This window comes from Vulcanococcus sp. DEBay_Sum29NL08_54, assembly GCF_017859255.1.
Lineage (GTDB): Bacteria > Cyanobacteriota > Cyanobacteriia > PCC-6307 > Cyanobiaceae > Vulcanococcus.
Window position 1 is genome coordinate 1 of sequence record NZ_JAFMNJ010000062.1, and the last position, 4,304, is coordinate 4,304.

At 61.8% G+C, this 4,304-nt stretch carries 7 protein-coding genes; all 7 read left to right on the plus strand.

What is annotated here, in order from left to right; all coding sequences use genetic code 11:
• The coding region (locus tag QZ186_RS11185) for a ParB/Srx family N-terminal domain-containing protein (RefSeq protein WP_296416872.1) at window positions 1–536 on the plus strand (536 nt) is incomplete at its 5' end.
• The gene (locus tag QZ186_RS11190) at window positions 536–1,357 is read left to right on the plus strand and encodes a hypothetical protein (protein ID WP_296416874.1); all 822 of its coding nucleotides are present in this window, start codon (window positions 536–538) and stop codon (window positions 1,355–1,357) included. The genes QZ186_RS11185 and QZ186_RS11190, both read left to right, overlap by 1 nt.
• Window positions 1,354–2,019, plus strand: coding sequence for a 7-cyano-7-deazaguanine synthase QueC (gene queC / locus QZ186_RS11195; RefSeq protein ID WP_296416876.1), 666 nt, complete (start codon window positions 1,354–1,356; stop codon window positions 2,017–2,019). Before QZ186_RS11190 ends, queC begins: the two co-directional genes overlap by 4 nt.
• Window positions 2,016–2,681 (plus strand): GTP cyclohydrolase I, encoded by a 666-nt coding sequence (gene folE, locus QZ186_RS11200; RefSeq protein WP_296416878.1) that lies wholly within the window; start codon window positions 2,016–2,018, stop codon window positions 2,679–2,681. The genes queC and folE overlap by 4 nt, the downstream gene beginning before the upstream one ends.
• The gene (locus QZ186_RS11205; RefSeq protein ID WP_296416880.1) at window positions 2,678–3,127 is read left to right on the plus strand and encodes a 6-carboxytetrahydropterin synthase; all 450 of its coding nucleotides are present in this window, start codon (window positions 2,678–2,680) and stop codon (window positions 3,125–3,127) included. The genes folE and QZ186_RS11205 overlap by 4 nt, the downstream gene beginning before the upstream one ends.
• Window positions 3,124–3,510 carry a phosphoribosyltransferase gene (locus QZ186_RS11210; RefSeq protein ID WP_296416881.1) on the plus strand — a complete coding sequence of 129 codons (387 nt, stop codon included), beginning with the start codon at window positions 3,124–3,126 and terminating at the stop codon, window positions 3,508–3,510. The genes QZ186_RS11205 and QZ186_RS11210 overlap by 4 nt, the downstream gene beginning before the upstream one ends.
• A complete protein-coding gene (gene queE, locus QZ186_RS11215) occupies window positions 3,479–4,150 on the plus strand; it encodes a 7-carboxy-7-deazaguanine synthase QueE (RefSeq protein ID WP_296416883.1) in 672 nt (223 codons plus the stop codon). The genes QZ186_RS11210 and queE overlap by 32 nt, the downstream gene beginning before the upstream one ends.
• Window positions 4,151–4,304: the final 154 nt, after the last annotated feature.

Here is a 4,304-nt window from a genome sequence, read left to right on the forward strand (position 1 = left end):
TAGAGCGGCTTAAGCCTTATGAACACAATGCAAGGACCCATAGCCCGGAGCAGGTGGCGCAGATCGCGGCGAGCATCCAGGAGTTCGGCTTCACCAACCCGATCCTGGTTGACGGCAAGGACGGCATCATCGCTGGCCACGGCCGGCTGATGGCGGCGAAGGATCTGGGGCTGAAGGAGGTGCCGGTGGTGGTGCTCGACCACCTGACACCGGATCAGAAACGGGCCTATGTGCTGGCGGACAACAAGCTGGCGCTGAACGCCGGCTGGGACGTGGACATGCTCACCGCCGAGATGGAGGCACTGCAGGGGGTGGAGTTCGATCTAAGCCTGCTGGGGTGGTCAGCGGATGAACTAGAGGGGCTGACGGAGGACGGTTGGGCCGGCGACATCGAGGCGGTGGAGAAGCACGAGGAGAACCTGGACGGCATCCAGGGCAAGATCGTGGTGAACCTCGACAGCACCTACAAGGACGAGGTGATCAAAGCGATCCGCATGTACTGCGACAGCCACGCGATCAGCGCGGAGATCAGCTGATGGAGCCCCGGCTTAACATCCTGGTCGCATATCCCTACGCAACTCCACAGGTCCTTGACGCCTTGAAAACGGTCGGGCCAAACCTGCGTTTTTTGCTGGACTCCGGTGCGTTCACGGCGTGGAAGGCTGGCAAGCCGATCGAGCTGGACGACTATTGTCGCTTCCTCGAGGGGCTGCCGGTGAAGCCCTGGCGCTACTTCCTGCTCGACGTGATCGGCGACCCGCAGGGGACGCTGCGGAACTACAAGACCATGCTCAAGCGTGGGTTCACGCCTGTGCCGATCTTCACCAGGGGTGAGGATCCATCAGTGCTCAACGACTACTACAAGACCAGCGACGTGGTTGGCATCGGCGGCCTGGTGGGCACCCCGGGCAACCGAGGTTTTGTGCGCGGGATCATGCGCCACGTTGGCGACCGCAAAGTCCATTGGCTGGGCTTCACCAACCTCGAGTTTGTCAAGGTCTACAAGCCCTACATGTGCGACTCGTCCGGCTGGGACCAATCTCGCTACGGGATGATCCGCTTTTACCTCGGCAAGGGCAGGTTTTGCTACGTCAAGCGACAAAACCTCAGGTCAATAGGACCCAAGATCAGGGACGTGATCACGTCCTACGGCTTCAGTGTTGAGGCGCTTGCGTCGGCCTCAAGCTGGCGCGGCGCAGGCAGCCCATCTGAGCAAATCAACTGCGCCTCTATGGTTCGGGCCTGCTTGGACATCGAAAAGAACCTCGGCACGAAGCAATTCATGGCCGAGGTTGGCGCACCCAAGATCCAATCACTTCACCATCACTTTCGCCGTCTCACAAAACCTCAGCCATGAAAGCAGTCGCCATCATCTCCGGTGGGATGGACAGCGTGACGCTGGCCCACTGGCTTAAGAGGGTTTACACCGACCTCCACCTGATCAGCTTCGACTACGGCCAGCGGCACCACCGCGAGCTGGAGCGCGCCAAGTACCAAGCCCAGTTGCTCGGCGCAGAGCACACCGTCATCGACATCAGCGGGATCCGCCCACTGCTCAAGGGCTCAGCCCTGACCGATGACGTGGCGGTGCCCCATGGTCACTACGCCGAGGAGACGATGCGAGCGACGGTGGTGCCCAACCGCAACGCCATCATGCTGTCGATCGCTTGGGGCCTGGCCTGCAGCAATGGCGCCGACGTGCTGGCCTGTGGCGTCCATGCAGGGGATCACCACATTTACCCCGACTGCCGGCCAGAGTTTATCGAGCAGCTGGGGCAGGCGCTGCTCACCGGCACCGTGGGCCATCGGAAGGAGAGGCTCTCACTGATCGCCCCCTTCGTGAACAAGACCAAGACCGACATCGCAGCCATCGGTGGCGAGCTGGGGGTGCCGTTTGAGCACACCTGGACCTGCTACGAGGGCGGCGAGGTGCATTGCGGCAAGTGCGGCGCCTGCACCGAGCGCAAAGAAGCGTTCCGCGACAGTGGAGTGCCCGACCCTACGGAGTACCTCGCATGAAGATCTCTGAAACCATCCGCCAGCGACTGCTGGCAGCTGGGGCCCCGTATCTGGCCAACGACAACCTGGCCGACTTCATCGAGCCGGGTGAACTGGACCTGATGGAGTCCGAAGTGGCCGCCAAGGTGGAGGATTTGCTGCGCGCCTTGGTGATCGACGTGGACAACGACCACAACACCAAGGGCACAGCCGAGCGGGTGGCGCGGATGTATCTGCAGGAGGTGTTCGCCGGGCGATACCACCAGCCGCCCCGGCTGACCGACTTCCCGAACGCCAAGGAGCTCGACCAGGTCTACACCGTGGGTCCGATCACGGTGCGCAGCGCATGCAGCCATCACCTGGTGCCGATCCTCGGCCGGTGCTGGGTGGGGATCAAGCCGAGCGAGCGTGTGATCGGCCTGTCGAAGTTCGTGCGCCTGGCCGAGTGGGTCTTCTCCCGTCCGCACATTCAGGAAGAGGCGGTGATGATCCTGGCCGACGAGATCGAACGGCTGGTGAAGCCGCTGGGTCTCATCGTGATCGTGGACGCGCAGCACTACTGCATGAAGTGGCGCGGCGTGCGCGAGCCAGAGACCTCGATGGTGACCAGTGTGGTGCGCGGTGAGTTCCGCGACAAGCCGCACATGAAAGCCGAGTTCCTTCAACTCATCGGACTCAAATGACGTACATCTCCACCAAGACCTGGGGCCACGACCTTGGCCTGTCCGCGTGCTTCCGCCAGTGGCGCAGCACGCACAGCCACTGCCGGTTCCTGCATGGCTACGCCCTGTCGGTGCATCTGAAGTTCGAGGCGGATGATCTCGACGAGCGCAACTGGGTCGTTGACTTCGGCGGCCTGAAGGATCTGAAGGCCTGGCTGCAGAGCACCTTCGATCACAAGACCGTCGTAGCAGAGGATGACCCTCTGCTCGATTGGTTCCACCGTGGCCACGAGCAGGGACTGCTCGACCTGGTAATTTTGCCAGCAGTAGGCTGCGAACGCTTTGCCGAGCTGGTCTGGACTCAAGCCAACGCTTGGATGCAGAACAATGGCTACGGCCCGCGCTGCCGAGTTGCAGAAGTCGAAGTGCGCGAGCATGGCGCTAACTCCGCCATCTACCGGCCATGAGACACCTTGCCTGGCACGAGTTTGATCAGGCTGTCTATCAACTGGCCGGCCTGTTTAAGTATCAGGTGTTCACCGGGGTCTACGGCTTTCCTCGCGGTGGCCTATGCCTAGCGGTGGCCCTGAGTCACCGCCTGCAACTGCCGCTGCTCCATGAGATCGAGCCCGGCTGTCTGGTGGTGGACGACATCTACGAAACCGGGCGCACGCTTGCGCCCGCGAGTCAATACGAGGGCGTGAAATGTGCAGTGTGGATCAGCAAGGTGCACCCAACATGGTTTAGCGCCGTGGAGGTGATCGACTCACCCGACTGGATTGTCTTTCCCTGGGAAGATCCCAGGGGCGCAATAACTGATGAGGAGGCTTACCGTGCTTCGCGTGAATGAAATCTTCCCCACTATTCAAGGGGAGGCAACCTGGACCGGAACTCCGGCTACATTCATTAGGCTTCAAGGTTGCCCCGTTGGCTGCAGTTGGTGCGACACGAAGCACACCTGGCCCAGTGGCCACGAGCGCAAGCGCATCACCATCCCTGAGCTGCTGCAGAAAGTGGACCCTGCCCCGACCTGGGCGGAGATGACCCCTGAGCAGGTGGTGGTTGCTGTGCAGCCCATGGCCCCCCGGCACTTCGTGATCACCGGCGGCGAGCCGTGCGCACAGGATCTGTCGATATTGACCGCTCAGCTCATCACCCTTGGCATGGTGCAGATCGAAACTAGCGGCACCCATGAGATCAACGTGGCACCCGGCGCATGGGTCACGGTGAGCCCGAAGGTGGGCATGGCCGGCGGCCTAGAGGTACTGCCCAGCGCGATCGCACGGGCGGATGAGATCAAGATGCCGGTCGCAAACGTGAACGACATCGACAGCCTGCAGGCTTTGTTGGTGGATCGCGAACCTGGCTCTCCGGTGTGGCTGCAGCCTGTAAGCCAAGGCGATGAAGCCACGCAGCTCTGCATTCAGGCGTGCATGGAGAACCAGTGGCGCCTATCAATTCAGACGCACAAGTACGCGGGGGTGAGGTAAGCAATGAACCTCCAGGCCTACGCCGCGCATCGCAAAGCAAAGGGCCTGCGCGGTACAAGTCACGTCGCTGTGCTCCAAGCCATCCAGACCGGCCGGCTTACTGACCCTGCTGTTCGTAAGATCAGCAACCGCTGGGTGATCGACCCAACCCTGG

Coding starts and splice junctions, on each gene's coding strand:
- QZ186_RS11190 (WP_296416874.1), top strand. CDS start 536: ATGGAGCCCCGGCTTAACATCCTGGTCGCATATCCCTACGCAACTCCA.
- queC (WP_296416876.1), top strand. CDS start 1,354: ATGAAAGCAGTCGCCATCATCTCCGGTGGGATGGACAGCGTGACGCTG.
- folE (WP_296416878.1), top strand. CDS start 2,016: ATGAAGATCTCTGAAACCATCCGCCAGCGACTGCTGGCAGCTGGGGCC.
- QZ186_RS11205 (WP_296416880.1), top strand. CDS start 2,678: ATGACGTACATCTCCACCAAGACCTGGGGCCACGACCTTGGCCTGTCC.
- QZ186_RS11210 (WP_296416881.1), top strand. CDS start 3,124: ATGAGACACCTTGCCTGGCACGAGTTTGATCAGGCTGTCTATCAACTG.
- queE (WP_296416883.1), top strand. CDS start 3,479: ATGAGGAGGCTTACCGTGCTTCGCGTGAATGAAATCTTCCCCACTATT.